Source organism: Actinacidiphila yanglinensis (genome assembly GCF_900107965.1).
GTDB lineage: Bacteria > Actinomycetota > Actinomycetes > Streptomycetales > Streptomycetaceae > Actinacidiphila > Actinacidiphila yanglinensis.
This window is the reverse complement of the sequence record NZ_FNVU01000003.1, coordinates 269422-291905: the sequence shown is the minus strand read 5'-3', so window position 1 is coordinate 291905 and position 22484 is coordinate 269422. Positions and strand designations below refer to the sequence as shown.

Below are 22484 nucleotides of genomic sequence, written 5' to 3'. Positions count from 1 at the left end.
TGACGGCGGCGTGTCCGGCACCGAGGCGGGCGCGGACGCGGGCGCGGGTCCGGACACGGGCGCGGGTCCGGACACGGGCGCGGGTCCGGACACGGGCGCGGGTCCGGGCGCGGACCTCGGACTGGACGCCCATCTCGTCGTCGACCGCGGCGACTTCCGGCTCGACGTGCGGCTGTCGGTGGCCCCCGGCGAGGTCCTGGCACTGCTCGGCCCCAACGGCGCCGGCAAGACCACCTCGCTGCGCGCCCTCGCCGGGCTGACCGGGCTCACGCAGGGCCATCTGCGGCTGGACGGCCAGGTGCTGGAGCAGCCGGAGCGACGGGTGCGGATCGCGCCCGAGCGGCGCCCGGTCGGCGTGATCTTCCAGGACTACCTGCTCTTCCCGCACCTCAGCGCCCTGGACAACGTGGCGTTCGGGCCGCGCTGCCACGGCGCCGGCCGGTCCGAGGCGCGGGCCCTGGCCGCCGACCTGCTGGACCGGATGGGCCTGGCCGCGCACGCGCACGCCAAGCCGCGCCGGCTGTCCGGCGGCCAGGCCCAGCGGGTCGCGCTGGCCCGCGCGCTGGCCACCGCGCCCCGCCTGCTGCTCCTCGACGAGCCGCTGGCCGCCCTGGACGCCGGCGCCCGGCTGGACGTCCGCGCCGAACTGCGCCGCCACCTCGCCGCATTCGAGGCGGTCGCGGTGCTGGTCACGCACGACCCGCTGGACGCGATGGTGCTCGCGGACCGGCTGGTGGTGGTCGAGAACGGCACGGTGGTGCAGCAGGGCACGCCCGTCGAGATCGCCCGCCACCCGCGCACCGACTACATCGCCCGGCTGGTCGGCCTGAACCTGTACCGGGGCGAGGCCGAGGGCCACCAGGTCCGGGTCGGGCCGGAGTTCGTGCTGACCGGCAGCGAGGAGCTGGCCGGGCCCGCCTTCGTGGCGTTCCCGCCGAGCGCGGTCACCCTGCACCGGGACCGTCCGGAGTCCAGCGCACGCAACGCGTGGCGGGCCCGGATCACCGGGATGGAGTCGCACGGCGCCCAGTTCCGGATCGCGCTGGCCGGCGCCGAGGACGGGCTGCCGCTGGCCGCCGACCTGACCGCGCCCGCGGTCGCCGAACTCGACCTGCGCGAGGGCACGGAGGTGTGGGCGTCGGTGAAGGCCGCCCAGACGCACGCCTATCCTGCCTGACATCCCGTCCGGAGGGCCGCTCCCATGTTGCTGCGCCAGCTCGAGTACCTGGTGGCCCTGGCGCGGGAACGGCACTTCGCGCGGGCGGCCGCGGCCTGCTTCGTCTCGCAGCCGTCGCTCTCGGCGGCGATCGCGAAGCTGGAGCACGAACTGGACGTGCCGATCGTCCGGCGCGGGCGCCGCTTCGAGGGGCTGACCCCCGAGGGCGAGCGGGTGCTGGCCTGGGCGCACCAGGTGCTGGCCGAACGCGACGCGCTGGAGCAGGAGTTGTCGGTGATGCGGGGCGGGCTGACCGGCACCCTGCGGATCGGCGCGATCCCGACCGCGCTCACCGCGACCTCGTTGCTGACCTCGCCGTTCTGCGCCGCGCACCCGCGGGCGCGGGTGTCGCTGCGCTCGCTGTCCTCGCGCGAGATCACCGCCGGCCTGGCCGACGCCGAACTCGACGTCGCCATGACCTACCTGGACGACGAGACGCTGCGGCAGGTCCGCAAGATACCGCTGTACGAGGAGCGGTACCTGCTGCTCACCCCGGTGGACGGCCCTGCGGCCGGCCGGGCCGAGGTGAGCTGGGCGGAGGTGGCCGCGCTGCCGCTGTGCCTGCTGGCGCCGACGATGCGCAACCGGCGGATCATGAACGACTACTTCGCCGCCGAGGGTCTGGTGGCGGCGCCCGCGGTGGAGGCGGACACCGTCGCCGGGCTCTACGCCCACCTCGACGCGGGCCACTGGTCGTGCGTGATCGCCCACGCCTGGCTGCACATGTTCGGGGTGCCGGCCGGAATGCGGGCGGTGCCGCTCGCCGGTCCCGCGCACGGCCCCCGGGTCGGCCTGGTCCTGGCCGACCGCGCCCCGGTGCCCGCCCTGACCCGGGCGCTGCTCGCGGTCGCCCGGCAGGTGCGGGTGCGGAACCGCCTCGACCTGCTGCTGGCCGCCCACACCTCCGGATAGCCGGCGCCTATCCGGGCATAGAAACGTTCGCTTTGACGCTCCCCCGCGCTCCCGAGGAACGTGAAGTGCACCTTCCCGCACCCCAGTTGAGGAGCCGCCGTCATGGCAAAGGTGCTGTGTGTGCTGTACGACGACCCGGTGGACGGATACCCGTCCGGCTACGCCCGCGACGACCTGCCGGTGATCGACCGCTACCCCGACGGGCAGACCGCCCCCACCCCGAAGGGCACCGACTTCACGCCCGGGCAGCTGCTCGGCAGCGTGTCCGGCGAGCTGGGCCTGCGCTCCTTCCTGGAGAGCCGCGGCCACACCCTGGTGGTCACCTCGGACAAGGACCGGCCGGGATCGGTCTTCGAGCGGGAACTGGTCGACACGGACGTGGTGATCTCGCAGCCGTTCTGGCCGGCGTACCTGACCGCGGAGCGGATGGCCACCGCGCGGAACCTCAGGCTCGCCGTCACCGCGGGCATCGGCTCGGACCACGTCGACCTGGACGCGGCCATCGCGCACGGCGTCACGGTCGCCGAGGTCACCTTCTCCAACAGCATCAGCGTCGCCGAGCACGTGGTGATGATGACGCTGTCGCTGGTCCGCAACTACCTGCCGTCGCACCGGTGGGTGCTGGACGGCGGCTGGAACATCGCGGACTGCGCCCAGCGGTCGTACGACCTGGAGGGCATGCACGTCGGAACGGTCGCGGCGGGGCGGATCGGGCTGGCGGTGCTGCGCCGGCTGGCCCCGTTCGACGTGACGCTGCACTACACCGACCGCAAGCGGCTGCCCGAGCCGGTGGAGCGCGAACTCGGCCTGGTCTTCCACGAGTCGGGCGCCGCGATGGTGCCGCACTGCGACGTGGTGACGATCAACGCGCCGCTGCACCCGCAGACCGAGGGGATGTTCGACGACGCGCTGATCGGGCGGATGAAACGCGGCGCGTACCTGATCAACACCGCGCGGGCCCGGATAGCCGACCGCGATGCGGTCGAACGTGCGCTGCGCTCGGGCCAGTTGGCTGGGTACGCCGGCGACGTGTGGTTCCCGCAGCCGGCGCCGGCCGACCACCCGTGGCGGACCATGCCGCACCACGGCATGACCCCGCACATCTCCGGCACCACCCTGTCGGCGCAGGCCCGCTACGCGGCCGGCACCCGGGAGATCCTGGAGGACTGGCTGGACGGCAGCCCGATCCGCGACGAGTACCTGATCGTGGCGGGCGGCGGCCTGGCCGGGACCGGCGCCGCTTCGTACTCCACCCGCGGCTGAACGGCCCGGCCGGCGGGGCCGGTTCGGCGTGCGGCCCGGGCCCGTCGGTCCGGGCCGCACGCGGGGTGCCGGTCAGCCCGGCAGGTTCCAGACCTGGTTGGCGGAACCGGTGCAGCTCCAGATCTGCAGCCGGGTGCCGTTGGCGGAGCTGGGCCCGGTGGCGTCGAGGCACTTGCCCGACTGCGGGTTGACCAGCGAGCCGCCGCTGCCGGGCTGCCAGACCTGCGACCCGGTGCCGTTGCAGTCGTAGAGCTGGACCTTCGTGCCGTTCGCCGTGCCGGCCGAGCTGACGTCCATGCACTTGCCCAGGGCCTTGAGCGTGCCGTCGGAACCGACCGTCCACTGCTGCGCGGTGGTGCCGTTGCAGTCGTTGAGCTGCACGGCGGCGCCGTTGGTGGAACTCGCGCCGGCCACGTCCACGCACTTGCCGCCGTACCCGGTGACCTGACCGGTCGGGTCGGCGGGCGGCGGGGTGACGGTGCCGCTCTGGCCGGCCGCCCAGCGGATCTCCTGGAGCAGCAGCTGGTTCTGCTGGGCGCTGGCGAAGGTGGACGACAGCGTGGTGTTGGTGTCGTAGTCCATCAGGTTGTGGCCGAAGTTGTTGTAGACCATCTTGTAGTTCCGGTTGGTCCACACGATCGGGTAGTAGCCGCTGTACCAGGTCTGGTCGGGGTCGGTGCCGATCGGGAACGTCGACTGGTCCATCGAGGCCAGGATGTCGATGTCGGGGTTGGTGCGCAGATCGTTCTGCCAGCTGTACCACTCGCTCACCGACGAGGTGATGGTCGACGGCAGGCCCGCGGTGGCCGGGTGGTTCGGGTCCTCGATCTTCAGCGTCTCCTGGGTCGGCCCCCAGCTGTTGCTCTTGAAGGTGCCGGTGCCCAGGAAGGTGTTGTGGTACCAGGACCAGTCGCTGGGCACCGCGTCGTTGTACGCGGCGACGTGGAAGCCGATCCAGCCGCCGCCGTTCTGCATGTAGGTCTGGAACGCGGACTGCTGGGCGGCGGTGTGCGGGTAGTCGTCCAGGAACATCACCACCTGGTAGTTGGCCAGGTTGGCGGTGTTGAGCTGGCTCCAGTCGGTGGTCGCGGTGTAGGTGAACCCGTTCGCGGCGCCCTGCTGCGGGAACCACGCGTTCGCCTCGTGGTCGAAGCTGATGTGGGCGGCGTCGTAGTCGCCGTTGTAGAACGCGATCACCTTGAACGGCGCGGCGCCGTGGGCGGTGTGCGCGGGTCCCGCCTGCACGCCGAGCACGGCGGCGAGCAGGGCGAAGAGGGTGACGAGGGAGCGGGACCAGGTCGCGGCCGTGCGGGATCTGATCATGTGGGGGACCTTCCTGTCGCGCGACGGTGGGGACGTGCGCCTGTACCGGGAATTCAAAGGTCCAGACTATGTTCATGTCAATGACCTCTGTCCGAATCCATGGCCCGTCAACTGGGCCGACCAGGTCAGCGGCTTGACGTGTGTTCAGCCCCTTGACTCCACGGCGTACCACCGCGATCCTCGCCTACCACGGACAGGAAGGTTTCCTTCCCGTTCCGTACCGGAGTTGTTCCCGCACTTCCCTGCGTGCACTCCCGCGCGTCCCCGCCCATGCGGAACCAGGAGCCCCCCATGCGCAGAACCCCCCGCAGCAGCACCCCCTCCCCCACCCGGAAACGCTTTCGGCGCGCCACCGTCCTGATCGCCGCCGCGGCCGCGCTCGGCACCGCGTTCGCCGCGCTGCCCGGCACCGGCGCCGCCTCGGCCGCCGGACGGGCCAGGGCCGCCGCACCCGCCGCGGCCGCGCCGGCCGTCGCCGCCGCGCCGACCACCTTCACCCACCCCGGCGTGATGGTCAGCCTGCCCCAACTCGACTTCATCAAGGGCAAGGTGCAGGCGAACGCCGAGCCCTGGAAGGACGCGTACAACCAGATGACGGGGAGCTCCTACGCCTCCCTGTCCCGCACCCCCAAGCCGCGCGCCAGCGTCGACTGCGGCCCGTACTCCAACCCCAACAACGGTTGCACGGACGAGCGCCAGGACGCCATCGCCGCCTACACCGACGCGCTGGCCTGGTACATCTCCGGCAACAGCGCCTACGCGCAGAAGTCCATCGAGCTGATGAACGCCTGGGCGTCGACCATCACCCAGCACACCAACAGCAACGCCCCGCTGCAGACCGGCTGGGCGGGCTCGGTGTGGCCGCGCGCGGCGGAGATCATCCGCTACACCTACAGCGGCTGGTCGGCCGCGGACATCACCAAGTTCTCCACCATGCTGCGCACCGTCTACCTGCCCGAGGTCATCAACGGCTCCAACAGCAACGGCAACTGGGAGCTGACGATGATGGAGGCCGCGGTCGGCATCTCCATCTTCCTGAACGACGCCACCGACTACGACAAGGCGATCACCCGCTACCTCAACCGGGTCGCGGCGTACGTCTACCTCTCCACCGACGGCGCGCTGCCCAAGACCGTGCCGGGCTCCGGGCTGGACACCAGCGCGAAGATCATCAGCTACTGGCAGGGGCAGTCGACGTTCGTCACCGGGCTGACCCAGGAGACCTGCCGCGACTTCACCCACACGGGTTACGGCATCGCGTCCATCTCGGACGTCGCCGAGACCGCGGCGATCCAGGGCCAGGACCTCTACCCGCAGGTCGGCGAACGGCTGCGGCAGGCACTGGGGTTCCAGTCCAAGTACGAGCTGGGCACCGCCCCGCCGTCGTGGCTGTGCGGCGGGTCCCTCACCCTCGGGCTCGGCCCGGTCACCGAGGTCGGCTACAACGCGCTGCACAACCGGATGGGCATCGCGATGACCAACACCCAGACGCTCACCGAGTCCCGCCGCCCCGCGGGCACGAACGACCTGTTCGTGGCGTGGGAGACGCTCACCAACGCGGAGAATCCTGCGGTCGTGCCCTGACCCACCGGGGCGCCCATGTCCGCCGGTCGAGGGACCTTGCGGTCCGGCGGTGGTGTGGGGGTCCCCCCAGGCGGAGCTCTGGGGGAGCGCAGTTCTCCCCCAGCCTGGCGGCTGGGTGGGGGTGCCCCCGGCGAAGCCAGGGGGAGTGCCCCCACGCGCCCCTTGGTGGTTGCCCTCCTTTCGCGGAGGGAGCCGCACCCGCCAAGGGGCGCGGGGAACTGCGCGCTCAGCAGGCCACCGGCAGATGGTCCCTCGACCGGCGGACAGGGGCACCCGGGAGGGTCCGAAACGTTCAAGACGTGGGGGGGAGCTCGGCCGTAGCGTGGCCCTCATGAGCACAAAGACAACTCCCCGGATCGACCTGGTCGCGCTGACCGTCGCCGACATGGCAACCTCGCTGGCCTTCTACCGCCGACTCGGGCTGGAGGTGCCCGCGGACGCCGACGCGCAGCCGCACGTCGAGGTGGGCCTGCCCGGCGGGCTGCGCCTGGCGTGGGACACCGTCGACACCGTCCGTTCCTTCGACCCGCGGTGGACGCCGGCCACCGGCACGCGGGTCTCGCTCGCCTTCGACTGCGCCAGCCCGGAAGGCGTGGACGCCTGCTACGCCGAGCTGACCGGCGCGGGGCACCAGGGCCACCTCGAACCCTGGGACGCTTTCTGGGGCCAGCGTTACGCGATCGTCCACGACCCCGACGGCAACGCGGTGGACCTGTTCGCGGCACTGCCGTCCGCGGCCGGGGACGCTACCGTCTGACCAGTTCGCGCAGCGGGACCCCGGCCAGCGCGCGCACCTCGCGGGACAGGTGCGGCTGGTCGGCGTACCCCGCCGCCACCGCCACCGCGGCGAACGACCCGCCCGCGCGGGCCAGTTCCAGCGCCCGCTGCAGGCGCAGCACCCGTGCCAGCGTCTTCGGCCCGTAGCCGAACGCGGCCTCGCAGCGGCGCCGCAACTGCCGCTCCCCCAGGCCGGTCCAGCCGGCCACCTGAGCGACCGAGCGCCCGTCCGCCAGCGCCCCGGCCACCCGCCCGGGCAGCGGGTCCGCGGGGCCCGCCTGCCGGGTGCGCCGGGTCACCCACCCGGTCAGTGCCGCCACCGGGTCGTCCGCGGCGCGCGCCGCCAGGCGCCGGGCGGCGGCGCCGGGCCACAACGCGTCCAGCGGCACCCGCAGATCGCGTACCTCGCGTGCGGGCGCGCCCAGCAGCCACGGACCGGTGCCCGGTGCGAAGCGCAGCCCGGCGTACGCCACGCCCGGGCGCTCCCGCTCGGCGTGGGCCGCGGTGTCGGGGCCGGCGACCAGCAACTCGCCGTCACGCCAGATCAGGTCCATGCAGCCGTCGGGCAGCACGCGGTAATCGCCGCCGCCGTGCGTCCGCGCCCACACGGTCACCCCGCCGGCCGGATGCGCCCACTCGCTGTACACGCCCTCATTGTCACCCGCGCGCGGGCGGTTGGGCAGGGGGCGGCCTGCCGTCGCCCAGGGCGCTGGGGGCGTTCGGCGGCATCGGCGGTACGCGCGGGGACGGCGGGCCGAACGGCGCGGGCGCGGCGGGCGGCGCGGCGGGCGGTGCCGGCGCGGGAGCGGCGGGCGGCGGGACGGGCGGCAACTCGCCCGGGTACGCGCGGGCGTCGGGGGCCGGGGGGCGGCGGCGCGGCGTGGTGCCGGGACGGCTGGGCCGCAGCCGGGCCCGGACGTCGAGATGGGGGTGGAAGTCGGCCCAGCGCTCCGGGTACTCCGCCGGCGGCAGTTGCGCCTCGCGCTCCTCCTCGTCGTCGCTGCTCGGCGCAGCGTGCCGGGCCCGGCGCGCGGCCGCGCGGGCCACCACGGCCTCGGCGGCGGCCTCGCGCAGCCGGTTGTTCTCCTCGCGGGCCGCCGACGTGGCGACCGAGGGCCACACCCGGTCCACGGCCGCGTTGACCGCCGCGCCGACCAGAACGGCGAACGCGGACACGCCTATCCACAGCAGCACCGCGACGGGCGCGGCCAGCGAGCCGTAGATCGTGTGCCCCTCGACGGCGTGGGTGAGGTAGATCCGCAGGATGAAGCTGCCGACCACCCACATCAGCAGCGCCACCAGGGCACCGGGCACGTCCTCGTACCAGGGCGACCTGACCGGCACGGAGACGTGGTAGAGCGTGGTGAGGAAGGCGATCGAGGCGAAGAGCGCGGCCGGCCAGTACAGGATGTGCTCGGTGGCCGCGCCGCCGGGCAGGAACCCGGTGAGGGTGTCGGGCCCGATCACGATGAGCGGCAGCACCGCCGCGCCGACCAGCAGCGCGGCCACGTACAGCACCAGGGACATCAGCCGGGTGCGGACGATGCCGCGGCGGCCCTCCAGGCCGTACATGATGGTGATGGTGTCGACGAAGACGTTGACGGCGCGGGAGCCCGACCACAGGGCGATGAGGAAGCCGATCGAGATCAGGTCCGGCCGGCGACCGTGGAAGACGTCGTCCACCAGGGGCTTGACCAGCTGGTTGACGCCCTTGTCGGAGAGCACCGTGGCCGACGCCTTGAGGATGTTCTGGCGGATGTGGTCGATCGTGTCCAGGCCGATGACGGTGTCGACGTAGCCCAGCGCGCCGACCAGGCCGAGCAGCAGCGGCGGGAGGGACAGCAGGACGAAGAAGGCCGCCTCGGCGGCGAGTCCGGTGACCCGGTACTCCATGCACGAGTCGACGGTGTCCTTCAGCAGCAGCCAGGCCATCCGGCGTTTGGAGACATTCCGGTACAGCGCACGGGCTCTCCGCCAGCGGCCCGGACGCCGATGGCTTCTTTCGTCTGCTGCTTGCACCCCCTTACGTTAGCTGGCATGACTGCCCCCACTCACACGGTCACGAACCAGGCGCCGCCCCTGGTCGGCCATGACGTGTACAGCACCGACCGCGCGCTCGCCGAAGGCGTGGCCCGGCACGCGGATCCGGTGCGGCTGGCGGAGATCACCGGCGAGTTGCGCGACCTCGGCAAGGCCGCGGGTTCCGCTCAGGCGCAGCGGTGGGCCGAGGAGGCGAACACCTTTACACCCGTGCTGCGCACCCACGACCGCTACGGCAACCGGATCGACGAGGTCGACTTCCATCCGTCCTGGCACCGGCTGCTGGGCCACGCGGTCTCCTCCGGACTGACCGACGCCTGGTCGCGGCCCGACGGGCACCTGCGCCGGGCGGCCGGATTCATGGTGTGGTCGCAGGTCGAGGCCGGGCACGGCTGCCCGGTGTCGATGACGCACGCCGCGGTGCCCGCGCTGCGCGCCGACCCCCGACTGGCCGCCGAGTGGGAGCCGCGGCTCGGCTCGCGCGTCTACGATGCCCGGCTGCTGCCGCCCGGGCAGAAGCCGGGCGCGCTGTTCGGTATGGGCATGACCGAGAAGCAGGGCGGCTCCGACGTGCGGGCCAACACCACCCGCGCGGAGCCGCTCGCCGAGGACGGCACGTACGCCCTCACCGGGCACAAGTGGTTCTGTTCGGCGCCGATGTCGGACGGCTTCCTGGTGCTGGCCCAGGTGCCCGCGCAGGGGCAGGACCGGCTGACGTGCTTCCTGGTGCCGCGGGTACTCGCCGACGGCAGCCGGAACGTCTTCGCGATCCAGCGGCTGAAGGACAAGCTCGGCAACCGCTCCAACGCCTCCTCGGAGGTGGAGTTCGCCGGCACCTGGGCGCGCAGGGTCGGCGAGGAGGGCCGCGGCGTCGCCACGATCATCGAGATGGTCGCCGCCACCCGGCTGGACTGCGCGCTGGGTTCGGCCGCGCTGATGCGCCAGGCGGTGGCCCAGGCGGTGCACCACGCCACCTACCGCCACGCGTTCGGCGGACCGCTGATCGACAAGCCGCTGATGCGCAACGTCCTGGCCGACCTGGCACTGGAGTCGGAGGCGGCGACCACCACGGTGCTGCGGCTGGCCGCCGCGTACGACGCGGACACCCCGCAGGAGCGCAGCCTGCGGCGCCTCGCGGTGGCGGTCACCAAGTTCTGGGTCACCAAGCGCTGCCCGGCGGTGGCCGTCGAGGCGCTGGAGTGCCTGGGCGGGAACGGCTACGTGGAGGAGTCCGGCATGCCGCGGATCTTCCGGGAGTCGCCGCTGAACTCGGTGTGGGAGGGCTCCGGCAACGTCCAGGCGCTGGACGTGCTGCGGGTGCTGCAGCGGGAGCCGCAGGCGGTCGACGCGTTCCTCACCGAGATCGGGCTGGCGCACGGCGCGGACCACCGGCTGGACGCCGCGGTGAAGGACCTGCTCGCCGACCTCGCCGACCTGGAGGACATCGAGGCCAGGGCCCGGCGGGTGGTGGAGCGGATGGCGCTGGTGCTGCAGGGCTCGCTGCTGGTGCGGTTCGCGCCGGCGCCGGTCGCCGACGCGTTCTGCGCGTCGCGGCTGGGCCGGGACTGGGGGACCGCCTTCGGCACGCTGCCGCGCTCGGCCGACCTGGCCGCACTGGTCGAACGGGCCCGGCCGGTGGAGCGCTGAGGGCGGCGCCGGCGTCCTACGGAGGGCCGTGGAACGGCGGCCGTCGCGGTCGAGGGGGGTGGCGCCGCGCCGACTCGGCGCCACCCCCGGTCCACGGCCTCCCCGAAGGGGCGCCCAGGGTCGCGAGTCGGACCCGGAGCGGACCGGTGACCTGCCGTCACCTTCCGTCGAATGCGCGTAGTCTCGCAACGGTTGCAGCACGTTGCAGGCAGGCCCGGCGCACGGCGGCGGCTGCGGCGGCGCGGCGCACCGACCCAACCGGAACTGGCAACAGCGGCTGAGCGGGGGCGACATGGCACACCTTCCGATCGGCCCGGTGCGACCGGGCGGTACCGGCCCGCAGACCTCGGCGCGGCTGCTGGCGTCGGTGCGGGAGGCCGCGCTGGCCGGCAAGGTGCCGCGGACGGCGCCGCGCGCGGTGATCGGTGAGTCGTGGCGGCGCGCGCTGCGGCTGGGCGTGGACCCGGACAACGGGACGCCGAACGGGGTGCTGAGCACCGACGAGATCGAGCACCGCCGGCGGTCCACGCCGATCGCCGAGATCCTGCCCGGCCTGCGCGACGGGCTGGTGTCGGTCGCGGACGCGGCCTGGCACATCATGGTCGTCACCGACGCCGAGGGCCGGGTGCTGTGGCGCGACGGCAGCCTCGCGGTGCGCAGGAGCGCGGACCGGCTGGGCTTCGCCGAGGGCGCGTCCTGGGCCGAGGACACCGTGGGCACCAACGCGATAGGCACCGCGCTGATCACCGGCACCCCGTTGCAGGTGCACTCGGCCGAGCACTTCGTGCGCACCCACCACGGCTGGACCTGCGCCGCCGCGCCGCTGCACGACCCGCGGGACGGCCGTCTGCTGGGCGTGGTCGACGTGAGCGGCCCGGTGGCCAGCGTGCACCCGGCCACGCTCGCACTCGTGTCGGCGGTGGCGCGGGTCGCGGAGGGGGAGCTGCGCACGCGGCACTGGGCCGCGGTGGAGCGGCTGCGGTCGGTGGCGGCGCCGCTGCTGGCGCGGATCGCCGGGCAGGCGCTGGTGGTGGACGGGAACGGCTGGACGGCCGCGGTGACCGGCATGGCGCCACCGGACCGGGTGCCGCTGCCCGCGCAGGCGCGGGCGGGGCAGGTGTGGCTGCCGTCGCTGGGGCTGTGCGAGCTGGACCCGCTGCCGGGCGGCTGGCTGATCCGGCCGGGGGCACGGGAGCGGCCGCCGGCCGGGAACCGGGTGGTGCTCGACCTCAGCGGGGCCGGCGACAGCACGGTGACCGTGCACGGCCCCGCCGGGAACTGGGCGCAGCCGCTCTCGCCGCGCCACGCCGAGCTGCTGTTCGTGCTGGCGCTGCACCGCGGCGGGCGCAGCGCGGCCCAGCTGGCCGCGGATCTCTTCGGCGACCCGAGCCGCACCGTCACCGTCCGGGCCGAGATGTCGCGGCTGCGCCGTACCCTCGGCGGGGTGCTGGCGCACCGCCCGTACCGGTTCGCCGACGGGGTCGAGGTGGAGCTGCTCCGCCCGCTCCGCGGGCACGAGCTGCTGCCCCGCTCGCTGGCTCCCGCGGTACTCGCGGAGCGGGAGTGACCCGCATCACGGTTGCCCGCATATCGAGATGAAGTAGTCCACATCGTGGATGTCGGTGGACTGGCCGAACACACGCGTGCCACGCTTTCGTCATGTCACGCACTGGAATCGCCTTGGTAGGTCGGCCGCACGTCGACTTCTGCCGCGTGTCCAGCGCCATCTGTCCGGCGAGGCCGACCGCACACTAGCGCGCTCGTAGCGCGAGCGCGCCGACCCGCCGTCCCCGCCGTCGTGGATGCGCGGGAGCCGCCTCACGCCGGGACATCGCCTCCGCCCCGCCCGCTGTCAGGGCCCCGGGCCGTCCGGGCCTGATGCCGCCCCGCGCCGTATCGACCGTATACACGCCTGCTCGAAGGACGCATCGCCATGGCCTCCAGCCCTGACTCTCCCCAGACCCCGGCCGGGGACGCCGCCCCCAAGGCCGCGGCGGCGCGCCGCAGGACGGGCCGGCACCGCGGTGAAGGCCAGTGGGCGAAGGGCCACTTCACCCCGCTGAACGCCAACGAGCAGTCCAAGAAGGACGACGACGGTCTCAACGTGCGGACCCGGATCGAGACGATCTACGCGCACCGCGGGTTCGACTCGATCGACGGCGCCGACCTGCGCGGGCGGATGCGCTGGTGGGGCCTGTACACCCAGCGCCGCCCCGGCATCGACGGCGGCCGCACCGCCGTGCTGGAGCCGGAGGAGCTGGACGACAGCTACTTCATGATGCGGGTGCGGATCGACGGCGGCCGGCTCACCACGGCGCAGTTGCGGGTGATCGGCGAGATCTCCCAGGAGTTCGCGCGCGGCACCGCCGACCTCACCGACCGGCAGAACATCCAGTACCACTGGATCAGGATCGAGGACGTGCCGGAGATCTGGCGCCGGCTGGAGGGCGTGGGCCTGTCCACCACCGAGGCGTGCGGCGACGTGCCGCGCGTCATCCTCGGCTCCCCCGTCGCGGGCATCGCCGAGGACGAGATCATCGACGGCACGCCCGCGATCGACGAGATCCACGAGCGGTACATCGGCAGCAAGGAGTTCTCCAACCTGCCGCGCAAGTTCAAGACCGCGATCTCCGGCTCCCCGCTGCTGGACGTGGTGCACGAGATCAACGACATCGCCTTCGTCGGCGTGGACCACCCCGAGCACGGCCCCGGCTTCGACCTGTGGGTCGGCGGCGGCCTGTCCACCAACCCGAAGCTGGGCGTGCGGCTCGGCGCGTGGGTGCCGCTGGGCGAGGTGCCCGACGTGTGGGCCGGGGTGGTCGGCATCTTCCGCGACCACGGCTACCGCCGGCTGCGCTCCCGCGCGCGGCTGAAGTTCCTGATCGCGGACTGGGGCGCCGAGCGGTTCCGCGAGGTGCTCCAGGACGAGTACCTCAAGCGGCCGCTGCTGGACGGTCCCGCGCCCGAGCAGCCCGCCCAGGTGTGGCGCGACCACATCGGCGTGCACCGGCAGAAGGACGGCCGGTTCTACGTCGGCTTCGCGCCGCGGGTCGGCCGGGTCGACGGGGCCACCCTGACGAAGATCGCCGAACTCGCCGCCGCGCACGGCTCGGGCCGGCTGCGGACCACCACCGACCAGAAGCTGATCGTGCTGGACGTCGAGCAGGACCGGGTCGAGTCGCTCGCCGCCGGGCTGGAGGCGCTGGACCTCCAGGTCCGGCCGTCGCCCTTCCGGCGCGGCACCATGGCCTGCACCGGCATCGAGTTCTGCAAGCTGGCCATCGTGGAGACGAAGGCGCGCGGCGCCTCGCTGATCGACGAACTCGAGCGCCGGCTGCCGGACTTCGACGAGCCGATCGCCATCAACATCAACGGCTGCCCCAACTCCTGCGCCCGCATCCAGACCGCGGACATCGGGCTCAAGGGCCAGCTCGTCACCGACGCCGACGGCAAGCAGGTCGAGGGCTACCAGGTGCACCTCGGCGGCGGCCTCGGCCTGGACCCGGGCTTCGGCCGCAAGGTCCGCGGCCTGAAGGTCACCGCCACCGAACTGCCCGACTACGTCGAGCGCCTGCTGTCCCGCTTCCGCGCCGAGCGGGCCGACGGCGAGCGCTTCGCGCAGTGGGCGGCCAGAGCCTCGGAGGAGGCGCTGTCATGACCGAGCGAGCCGCGCCGTTCTACTGCCCCTACTGCGGCGACGAAGACCTTCGGCCCTCCGAACAAGGGCACGGCGCATGGGAATGCCGGGCGTGCAACCGCGCATTCCAGTTGAAGTTCCTCGGCCTGCTCGCCGAGGGATTCAAGGCTCCCTCACCGCACGGCTCTTCCGACGGAGGCGCATCGTGACCACCGCACCGCACACCGCGCAGGACCTCGAACGGCTGGCCGAACAGGCCGGCCGCGACCTCGAGGAGGCGTCCGCACTCGACGTGCTGCGCTGGGCCGCCGACACCTTCGGCAGCCGCTTCTGCGTCACCTCCTCGATGGAGGACGCCGTCGTCGCGCACCTGGCCGCGCGCGCGATGCCCGGCGTGGACGTCGTCTTCCTCGACACCGGCTACCACTTCCCGGAGACCATCGGCACCCGGGACGCGGTGGCCGCCGTCATGGACGTCAACGTGATCACGCTCACCCCCCGGCAGACGGTGGCCGAGCAGGACGCGCAGTACGGCCCGAAACTGCACGACCGCGACCCCGACCGGTGCTGCGCGCTGCGCAAGGTCGCCCCGCTGGAGGAGGGCCTGCGCGGCTACGACGCCTGGGCGACCGGGCTGCGCCGCGACGAGTCCCCGACCCGCGCGGGCACCCCCGTGGTCGGCTGGGACGCCCGGCGCGCCAAGGTGAAGATCTCCCCCATAGCCAGGTGGACACAGGAAGACGTGGAAGCATACGTCGCCGAGCAGGGTGTCCTCACGAACCCGTTGCTGACGGACGGCTACGCCTCGGTGGGCTGCGCCCCCTGCACCCGCCGGGTGCTCGAGGGTGAGGACGCCCGTTCCGGCCGCTGGGCCGGCCTCGGCAAGACGGAGTGCGGGATCCACCTGTGAACACACCTGTGAGTGCGGCCGGCGGCCGCACCGACCCGACGAACCAGGAGAACCGGATGAGCGGCGGAGCCACCGTATGGCTCACGGGCCTGCCCAGCGCGGGCAAGACCACCATCGCCACCGCCCTGGCCGGCACGCTGCGCGCCGACGGCCGCAGGGTCGAGGTCCTGGACGGCGATGAGATCCGCGAATTCCTCTCCGCCGGGCTCGGGTTCAGCCGCGAGGACCGGCACACCAACGTGCAGCGGATCGGCTTCGTCGCCGAACTGCTCGCCTCCCACGGCGTGCTGGTGCTGGTCCCGGTGATCGCGCCCTACGCCGACAGCCGCGAGGCGGTCCGCAAGCGCCACGAGGCCCGCGGCACCGACTACGTCGAGGTGCACGTCGCGACCCCCGTCGACGTCTGCGCGGTGCGCGACGTCAAGGGGCTGTACGCCAAGCAGGCCGCGGGCGAGCTGACCGGGCTCACCGGGGTGGACGACCCGTACGAGGTTCCGCGGGAACCCGAGTTGCGCATCGAGACGGAGGGCAGCACCGTCGAGCAGTCGGCTGCCGCCGTGCACGCGTACCTGGGGACCAGCGGCCGGCTCGCGAGCGAAGGAGGCAGGGCATGACGACGACCGTCGCGCAGAGCGATACGACGGACAGTCCGTACGCGCTCACACACCTGGACGCGCTGGAGTCCGAGGCGGTGCACATCTTCCGCGAGGTGGCGGGCGAGTTCGAGCGGCCGGTGATCCTGTTCTCCGGCGGCAAGGACTCGATCGTGATGCTGCACCTGGCGCTCAAGGCGTTCGCGCCGGCCCCGGTGCCGTTCTCGCTGCTGCACGTCGACACCGGGCACAACTTCCCCGAGGTGCTGGAGTTCCGGGACCGCACGGTCGCCGAGCACGCCCTGCGGCTGCACGTGGCGAAGGTGCAGGACTACATCGACGACGGCCGGCTGCGCGAGCGCCCCGACGGCACCCGCAACCCGCTGCAGACCGTCCCGCTGACCGAGGCCATCCAGCAGCACCGGTTCGACGCGGTGTTCGGCGGCGGGCGGCGCGACGAGGAGAAGGCGCGGGCCAAGGAGCGCGTCTTCTCGCTGCGCGACGAGTTCTCCCAGTGGGACCCGCGCCGGCAGCGCCCCGAGCTGTGGTCGCTCTACAACGGCCGGCACGCCCCCGGCGAGCACGTCCGGGTCTTCCCGCTGTCCAACTGGACCGAGCTGGACGTCTGGCAGTACATCGCCCGCGAGCACATCGCGCTGCCGGAGATCTACTTCGCGCACCGGCGCGAGGTCTTCAACCGGGCCGGCATGTGGCTGACCGCGGGCGAGTGGGGCGGCCCGAAGGACGGCGAACCGGTCGAGAACCGGCTGGTGCGCTACCGCACCGTCGGCGACATGTCCTGCACCGGCGCGGTCGACTCCGACGCCACCACGCTCGACGCGGTGATCACCGAGATCGCCGCCTCCCGGCTGACCGAGCGGGGCGCCACCCGCGCCGACGACAAGATGTCCGAGGCCGCGATGGAAGACCGCAAGCGCGAGGGGTACTTCTAGCCATGACCGGCACCACGAGCCCGATCACCGCCGAGCAGATCTCGGCCACCACCCTGCTGCGCTTCGCCACCGCCGGCTCGGTCGACGACGGCAAGTCCACCCTGGTCGGACGGCTGCTGCACGACTCCAAGTCGGTGCTCACCGACCAGTTGGAGGCGGTCGAGCGGGCGTCCCTGGTGCGCGGCCAGCAGACCCCGGACCTGGCGCTGCTCACCGACGGGCTGCGCGCCGAGCGCGAGCAGGGCATCACCATCGACGTGGCGTACCGCTACTTCGCCACCGCGCGGCGCCGGTTCATCCTCGCCGACACCCCCGGCCACGTGCAGTACACCCGCAACATGGTCACCGGCGCGTCCACCGCCGAACTGGCCGTGGTGCTGGTCGACGCGCGCAACGGCGTGGTCGAGCAGACCCGGCGGCACGCGGCGGTCGCCGCGCTGCTGCGGGTGCCGCACGTGGTGCTCGCGGTCAACAAGATGGACCTCGTCTCCTACGCCGAACCCGTGTTCGCCGCGATCGCCGAGGAGTTCACCGCGTACGCGGCCTCGCTCGGGGTGCCCGACATCACCGCCATCCCGATCAGCGCGCTGGCCGGCGACAACGTCGTGGAGCCGTCGGCGAACATGGACTGGTACGGCGGCCCGACGGTGCTGGAACACCTGGAGACCGTCCCGGTCGGTCACGACCTCACCGGCTGCCCGCCGCGCTTCCCGGTGCAGTACGTGATCCGGCCGCAGACCGCCGAGCACCCCGACTACCGCGGCTACGCGGGGCAGATCGCCTCCGGACTGCTGAGGGTCGGGGACCCGGTGACGGTGCTGCCCTCGGGCCGCACCACCACGATCGCCGGGATCGACGCGCTCGGCACCCGCGTGGACACCGCGTGGGCCCCGCAGTCGGTGACGCTGCTGCTCGACGACGACGTGGACGTCTCCCGCGGCGACCTGATCGCCCCGACCGCCCACGCGCCCGCGGTCACCCAGGACATCACGGCGACCGCGTGCCACCTGCACGAGCGGCCGCTGCGGGTCGGCGAGCGGGTGCTCCTCAAGCACGCCACCCGCACCGTGAAGGCGATCGTGAAGGGCCTGCCCTACCGGATCGACCTCTCGCACGGGCTGGCCCACGAGGAGAACCCGGTGGCGCTGGAGGTCAACGACATCGGCGCGGTGGTGCTGCGCACCGCGGAGCCGCTACCGGTGGACGCCTACGCCGAGTCGCGGCTGACCGGGTCGTTCCTGCTGATAGACCCTGCCGACGGCACCACGCTGACGGCCGGCATGGCGGGCGAGGCGTTCGCCGCCCGCCCGCAGGCACCGGCTGCCGCCACCGCCGACGACGAGGGATGGGACTTCTGACCGTGCACCAGCTGGCTCAGGAAGCCTTCTCGGGCTTCGCGAAGGAGGGCGGACGGGTCGGCAGCGGCTCGCTCGGCTCGGGGACGGGCGGGGTCGCACGATGTGCGGGCTGACCCGTCCGGCCGCGCCACGCATTGACGCCGCGGCCACCGCCGACCGCCGTACCCGCCGGGTACGGCGCAGACCTCCGACCCACCCGGCCCGCCGCCGCACCGCGCGCGGCCTGCCGCCGTACCGCTTTCGAAGACCTGACGCCACTCCGGCCGCGCCCTAGACACCTCAACGGGCGCGACACGCCGGGCCTTACGAAGGGACACAGCCGTGTCTGCCCAGCCCCGCATACCCGCCCCACGCGCCTCCCGCCGCCGCAGACTCGTCGCCGCGGCCGCCGCCCTGCCGATCCTCTTCGGCGCTCTGGCCGCCTGCGGCTACGGCTCCAGCAAGTCCGACGACACCGCGTCGACCGCACCGGCCGCCGCGAGCGGCAGCGCGAGCACCAAGAAGCTCTCCACCGACCAGGTGAAGATCGGCTACTTCCCGAACCTCACCCACGCCACCGCACTGGTCGGCCTGAAGGAGGGGTTCTTCCAGCAGGAGCTGGGCAGCACCAAGATCAAGCAGTCCACCTTCAACGCGGGCCCCGCGGAGATCGAGGCGCTCAACGCCGGCTCGATCGACATCGGGTGGATCGGCCCCTCACCCTCGATCAACGGCTACACCCAGTCCAACGGCAGCAGCCTGAAGATCATCTCGGGGTCGGCGTCCGGCGGCGTCAAGCTGGTGGTCAACCCGAAGAAGATCAAGAGCATCGCGGACCTCAAGGGCAAGAAGATCGCCACCCCGCAGCTGGGCAACACCCAGGACGTGGCGCTGCTGAACTTCATCAAGTCCAAGGGCTGGAAGGTCGACGCGCAGAGCGGCAAGGGTGACGTCTCGGTGGTCCGCACCGACAACTCGATCACCCCGCAGGCGTACGCCAACGGCTCCATCGACGGCGCGTGGGTGCCGGAGCCCACCGCCTCCAAGCTGGTGGACGAGGGCGCGAAGGTGCTGCTCGACGAGAGCTCGCTGTGGCCCGACAAGCAGTTCGTGATCACCAACGTGATCGTGTCGCAGAAGTTCCTCACGGCGCACCCCGACGTGGTCGAGGCGGTGCTGCGCGGCTCGGTGAAGACCAACGCGTGGATCAACGCCAACCCCGACAAGGCGAAGTCCGACGCGAACGACCAGATCAAGGCGCTGACCCAGAAGTCCCTGCCGGCCAGCCAGCTCGACCCGGCGTGGAAGTCCATCCAGATCCTGGACGACCCGCTGGCGAGCACGGCCAAGGCCGAGGCGGAGCACGCGGTGTCCGCGGGCCTGCTCAAGGCGCCGAAGCTGGACGGGATCTACGACCTGACGCTGCTCAACAAGGTTCTCAAGGAGCAGGGCAAGCCCACCGTGAGCGCCGCCGGGCTCGGCACCCAGTAGCCGCGCGGGCGGCACGGCGCGGCATCCACCCGCCGCGCCGTGCCGCCGCGCCTTCCCCACTCCCCCGTACGCCATGTTGAAGACCGAGGACCCCAGGAGGTGACCACCATGGCCGACACCCTCACCGGCCCCGCGGCGCCACAGGCGGGACCCGCCGGGTACGCCGCACGAATCGACCATGTATCGAAGGCGTTCGGCAGGCCCGGCGCCCAGCAGCTCGTACTGGACGACATCACGCTGGACGTGGCCCCGGGCGAGTTCGTCTGCCTCCTGGGCGCCTCCGGCTGCGGCAAGTCCACGCTGCTGAACCTGGTGGCCGGCCTGGACAAGCCCTCCGCGGGCACCATCGACGCGCCCGGCGGCCGGCCCGCGCTGATGTTCCAGGAGCACGCGCTGTTCCCGTGGCTGACCGCCGGCCGGAACATCGAGCTGGCGCTGCGGCTGCGCGGTGTCCCCCGCGAGGACCGCCGGACCGAGGCCGAGCGGCTGCTGTCGCTGGTCCGGCTCGGCGGCGCCTACGGCAAGCGGGTGCACGAGCTGTCCGGCGGCATGCGGCAGCGGGTGGCACTCGCCCGCGCGCTCGCCCAGGACAGCCAACTGCTGCTGATGGACGAGCCGTTCGCGGCGCTCGACGCGATCACCCGGGACGTGCTGCACGACGAGCTGACCCGGATCTGGTCGGAGACCGACCTGTCGGTGCTGTTCGTGACGCACAACGTGCGCGAGGCGGTGCGGCTGGCCCAGCGGGTGGTGCTGCTGTCCTCGCGGCCCGGCCGGGTCAACCGGGAGTGGGCCATCGACATCCCGCAGCCGCGCCGTATCGAGGACGCGGACGTGGCCGACCTGTCCGTCGAGATCACCGAAGAACTCCGGGGGGAGATCCGCCGTCATGGCCAGCACTGAGACCGGAGCGAAGGACACCGCGCCGCTGGACGGGAAGGACCGGGCCGACGAGCGCCCGACCCGCGACCTGTCCGGCCTGGAGGCCGGCCTGGACGCGCTGGAGACCGTCACCGTCGGCCGCACCCCTGCCGGGCAGCTGCTGCTGAAGAAGGTGCTGCCGCCGCTGACCGCGGTCGTACTGGTGCTGGTGGTCTGGCAGTTGTGCGCGTGGGGCAAGGTCGCCGACCCGACGAAGCTGCCCAGCCCGCACGCGGTGTGGCAGGAACTGGTGGACCGCTGGAACGCCGGCGACCTGTTCTCGATCATCTGGACCAGCGTCGAGCGCGGCCTGCTCGGCTTCCTCGCCGCCCTGGCCATCGGCACCCCGCTGGGCCTGGTGGTCGCCCGGGTGCCGTTCGTCCGGTCGGCGATCGGGCCGATCCTGTCCGGGCTCCAGTCGCTCCCGTCGGTGGCGTGGGTGCCGGCCGCGGTGATCTGGCTGGGCCTGAGCGACTCCGCGATGTACGCGGTGATCCTGCTCGGCGCGGTCCCGTCGATCGCCAACGGCCTGGTCGCCGGCATCGACCAGGTCCCGCCGCTGTACCTGCGGGCGGGCCGCACCATCGGCGCGACCGGGCTGCGCGGCGCCTGGTTCATCCTGCTGCCCGCGTCGCTGCCCGGCTACGTGGCGGGGCTCAAGCAGGGCTGGGCGTTCTCCTGGCGCTCGCTGATGGCCGCCGAGCTGATCGCCTCCTCGCCCGACCTGGGCGTGGGCCTGGGCCGCTACCTGGAGAACATGCGGGAGGCGTCCGACATGGCGGGGGTGTTCCTCGGCATCCTGCTGATCCTCGTGGTCGGCATCGCGATCGACCAGATCGTCTTCAGCCCGCTGGAGCGCTGGGTGCTGCGCAGCCGCGGACTGACCGTGGGAACCCGGTAGGCGTGCGCCCGCACCACCCGGCGGTCCTCCACGCCGCGTCCCACCGCCCGGCGCCGCCCGGCCCGGACCCGCACGCCGGGGCCGGTCCGGCGCTGCTGGTGATCGCGCACGGCTCCCGCGACCCGCGGCACGCCGCGACCGTACGGGCGCTGACCGCGCGGGTGGCGGCGGCGCGGCCGGAACTGCGGGTGGACACCGCGTTCCTGGACTTCGAGCCGGCCTCGGTGCCCGGCGCGGTGCGGCGGCTGGCGGCCGAAGGCGTCCGGGACGCGGTGGCGCTGCCGCTGCTGCTGACCCGGGCCTTCCACGCCAAGACCGACATCCCGGCGGTGCTGGCCGAGTCCGCGGCGTCGCTGCCGGGCCTGCGGCTGCACACCGCCGACGTGCTGGGCCCCTCGCCGCTGCTGGTCGCCGCCCTGGAGCGGCGGCTGCGGGCGGCCGGGGTACGGCCGGGCGACCGGGCCGGGACCGGCGTCGTCCTGGCGTCGGCCGGCTCCACCGATCCGGAGGCGAGCGCGGTGATCGCAGAAATCGCGCGGGAGTGGCGGCGTACCGGTTGGTGCGCCGTGCGGCCCGCGTTCGCCTCCGCCTCCCTGCCGCGCACCCAGGACGCGGTGCGCGCGCTGCGCGCGGAGGGGGTCCGCCGGGTCGCGGTGGCGCCGTACGTCATCGCCCCGGGCTTCCTGCCGGACCGGATCGCCGCGGGCGCGCGCGAGGCCGGCGCGGACGTCCTCGCCGACGTCCTCGGCCCGGCCCCCGAACTCGCCGCACTGCTGCTGCGCAGGTACGACCAGGCGCGTCTCAGGGCCGCGGCCCCCGAACCTCTAAGGGACACCCTCCAGGGTGGGGTGGGGCTTTCCCCACCCCTGAGGGGGAGATCGCCCCAGCGGAAGTCACCAGTTGGCCGGATGGGTGGACGCCCCCTCGCCTCATAACGTCATGGGTGGACAGAGCGGCAGGTCAACGCCGCCACCCACGA

21 protein-coding genes are annotated in these 22484 nt (G+C 73.1%); 18 read left to right on the top strand and 3 right to left on the bottom strand.

All coding sequences use genetic code 11. The annotated features are described in order from the left end of the window. Nucleotides 1-10: 10 nt before the first annotated feature. The 3 genes from C4U44_RS08240 to C4U44_RS08230 all read left to right on the top strand — a co-directional run bounded on the left by C4U44_RS08240 (nt 11) and on the right by C4U44_RS08230 (nt 3391). Entirely contained in the window at nt 11-1177 is a 1167-nt protein-coding gene (locus C4U44_RS08240) for an ABC transporter ATP-binding protein (RefSeq protein ID WP_407642815.1), read from the top strand. A 24-nt stretch (nt 1178-1201) separates the two neighbouring features. Further along, nucleotides 1202-2128 (top strand): LysR family transcriptional regulator, encoded by a 927-nt coding sequence (locus C4U44_RS08235; RefSeq protein ID WP_103884991.1) that lies wholly within the window; start codon nt 1202-1204, stop codon nt 2126-2128. Between the two features lie 102 nt (nt 2129-2230). Then, nucleotides 2231-3391 (top strand): NAD-dependent formate dehydrogenase, encoded by a 1161-nt coding sequence (locus C4U44_RS08230; RefSeq protein ID WP_103884990.1) that lies wholly within the window; start codon nt 2231-2233, stop codon nt 3389-3391. Nucleotides 3392-3463: 72 nt separating this feature from the next. Here C4U44_RS08230 and C4U44_RS08225 read toward each other — a convergent pair whose 3' ends face one another. Then, entirely contained in the window at nt 3464-4714 is a 1251-nt protein-coding gene (locus C4U44_RS08225; RefSeq protein WP_103884989.1) for a ThuA domain-containing protein, read from the bottom strand. Nucleotides 4715-5005: 291 nt separating this feature from the next. On the opposite strand from C4U44_RS08225, the gene C4U44_RS08220 reads away from it, so the two are divergent. Together C4U44_RS08220 and C4U44_RS08215 are read left to right on the top strand one after the other, a co-directional pair. Further along, nucleotides 5006-6298 (top strand): alginate lyase family protein, encoded by a 1293-nt coding sequence (locus tag C4U44_RS08220; RefSeq protein WP_103884988.1) that lies wholly within the window; start codon nt 5006-5008, stop codon nt 6296-6298. Between the two features lie 331 nt (nt 6299-6629). After that, the gene (locus C4U44_RS08215) at nt 6630-7055 is read left to right on the top strand and encodes a VOC family protein (RefSeq protein ID WP_103884987.1); all 426 of its coding nucleotides are present in this window, start codon (nt 6630-6632) and stop codon (nt 7053-7055) included. Here C4U44_RS08215 and C4U44_RS08210 read toward each other — a convergent pair. Continuing rightward, nucleotides 7045-7722, bottom strand: coding sequence for a helix-turn-helix domain-containing protein (locus tag C4U44_RS08210; RefSeq protein WP_235031913.1), 678 nt, complete (start codon nt 7720-7722; stop codon nt 7045-7047). The genes C4U44_RS08215 and C4U44_RS08210 overlap by 11 nt on opposite strands. A 10-nt stretch (nt 7723-7732) precedes the next feature. After that, entirely contained in the window at nt 7733-9094 is a 1362-nt protein-coding gene (locus C4U44_RS08205) for a YihY/virulence factor BrkB family protein (RefSeq protein ID WP_235031912.1), read from the bottom strand. 18 nt (nt 9095-9112) lie between these two features. On the opposite strand from C4U44_RS08205, the gene C4U44_RS08200 reads away from it, so the two are divergent. The 13 genes from C4U44_RS08200 to C4U44_RS08145 all read left to right on the top strand — a co-directional run bounded on the left by C4U44_RS08200 (nt 9113) and on the right by C4U44_RS08145 (nt 22440). Beyond that, the gene (locus C4U44_RS08200; protein ID WP_103884985.1) at nt 9113-10762 is read left to right on the top strand and encodes an acyl-CoA dehydrogenase family protein; all 1650 of its coding nucleotides are present in this window, start codon (nt 9113-9115) and stop codon (nt 10760-10762) included. Nucleotides 10763-11054: 292 nt separating this feature from the next. Beyond that, the gene (locus C4U44_RS08195) at nt 11055-12329 is read left to right on the top strand and encodes a helix-turn-helix domain-containing protein (RefSeq protein ID WP_103884984.1); all 1275 of its coding nucleotides are present in this window, start codon (nt 11055-11057) and stop codon (nt 12327-12329) included. 92 nt (nt 12330-12421) lie between these two features. Beyond that, a complete protein-coding gene (locus C4U44_RS43425) occupies nt 12422-12517 on the top strand; it encodes a putative leader peptide (RefSeq protein ID WP_322973577.1) in 96 nt (31 codons plus the stop codon). Between the two features lie 178 nt (nt 12518-12695). Beyond that, nucleotides 12696-14420, top strand: a complete 1725-nt coding sequence (locus tag C4U44_RS08190; RefSeq protein ID WP_103884983.1) for a nitrite/sulfite reductase — start codon at nt 12696-12698, stop codon at nt 14418-14420. After that, on the top strand, nt 14417-14608 hold the full coding sequence (locus C4U44_RS08185; RefSeq protein WP_103884982.1) for a hypothetical protein: 192 nt from the start codon (nt 14417-14419) through the stop codon (nt 14606-14608). Before C4U44_RS08190 ends, C4U44_RS08185 begins: the two co-directional genes overlap by 4 nt. After that, nucleotides 14605-15309 (top strand): phosphoadenylyl-sulfate reductase, encoded by a 705-nt coding sequence (locus C4U44_RS08180; protein ID WP_200823199.1) that lies wholly within the window; start codon nt 14605-14607, stop codon nt 15307-15309. The genes C4U44_RS08185 and C4U44_RS08180 overlap by 4 nt, the downstream gene beginning before the upstream one ends. A gap of 56 nt (nt 15310-15365) precedes the next feature. Then, entirely contained in the window at nt 15366-15923 is a 558-nt protein-coding gene (cysC, locus tag C4U44_RS08175) for an adenylyl-sulfate kinase (RefSeq protein ID WP_103885291.1), read from the top strand. Then, nucleotides 15920-16855 (top strand): sulfate adenylyltransferase subunit CysD, encoded by a 936-nt coding sequence (gene cysD / locus C4U44_RS08170; RefSeq protein WP_103884980.1) that lies wholly within the window; start codon nt 15920-15922, stop codon nt 16853-16855. Before cysC ends, cysD begins: the two co-directional genes overlap by 4 nt. 2 nt (nt 16856-16857) lie before the next feature. Further along, nucleotides 16858-18213, top strand: a complete 1356-nt coding sequence (locus tag C4U44_RS08165; RefSeq protein ID WP_103884979.1) for a sulfate adenylyltransferase subunit 1 — start codon at nt 16858-16860, stop codon at nt 18211-18213. Between the two features lie 339 nt (nt 18214-18552). After that, entirely contained in the window at nt 18553-19683 is a 1131-nt protein-coding gene (locus C4U44_RS08160; RefSeq protein WP_103885290.1) for an aliphatic sulfonate ABC transporter substrate-binding protein, read from the top strand. 99 nt (nt 19684-19782) lie between these two features. Then, nucleotides 19783-20586, top strand: coding sequence for an ABC transporter ATP-binding protein (locus C4U44_RS08155; RefSeq protein WP_407642802.1), 804 nt, complete (start codon nt 19783-19785; stop codon nt 20584-20586). Next, nucleotides 20573-21505 (top strand): ABC transporter permease, encoded by a 933-nt coding sequence (locus C4U44_RS08150; protein ID WP_103884977.1) that lies wholly within the window; start codon nt 20573-20575, stop codon nt 21503-21505. Before C4U44_RS08155 ends, C4U44_RS08150 begins: the two co-directional genes overlap by 14 nt. 92 nt (nt 21506-21597) lie before the next feature. Continuing rightward, nucleotides 21598-22440 carry a sirohydrochlorin chelatase gene (locus C4U44_RS08145; protein ID WP_103885289.1) on the top strand — a complete coding sequence of 281 codons (843 nt, stop codon included), beginning with the start codon at nt 21598-21600 and terminating at the stop codon, nt 22438-22440. Nucleotides 22441-22484: the final 44 nt, after the last annotated feature.